The sequence below is a fragment of the Achromobacter xylosoxidans genome, from assembly GCF_002192695.1.
Lineage (GTDB): Bacteria > Pseudomonadota > Gammaproteobacteria > Burkholderiales > Burkholderiaceae_B > Achromobacter > Achromobacter xylosoxidans_C.
Map to the genome: position 1 here is coordinate 1 of NZ_MTLG01000060.1, position 299 is coordinate 299.

The 299-nt window shown below is 63.9% G+C and carries 1 protein-coding gene; it reads left to right on the forward strand.

Annotated features, from left to right (window positions below):
• Positions 1 to 49: 49 nt before the first annotated feature.
• The coding region (locus BRO63_RS10105; RefSeq protein WP_306425671.1) for an Ig-like domain-containing protein at positions 50 to 299 on the forward strand (250 nt) is incomplete at its 3' end.

Consider the following 299-nt stretch of genomic DNA (forward strand, 5'->3'; position numbering starts at 1 on the left):
AGACCCGGACGGCGATCCCCTGACGATAGCTTCAGTAGGCAGTCGGCCCATGACCTCGGACGGCATTACGGTTGCGGGCAGCAACGGCGGCACGTTCACTGTCCTGCCAGACGGCAGCTATGTCTTCACGCCGGGAAACGCATTTGAGCGCCTGGCCGCGGGCGAAACCGCTATCAGCACCATTTCTTACACCATCACGGATCCCAGCGGAGCCACCTCCACGGCAACCGCCATCGTGACGATCACCGGCACCAACGACGGCCCGGTCTCCACCGCCATTTCCGACACCTCCAGCCTGG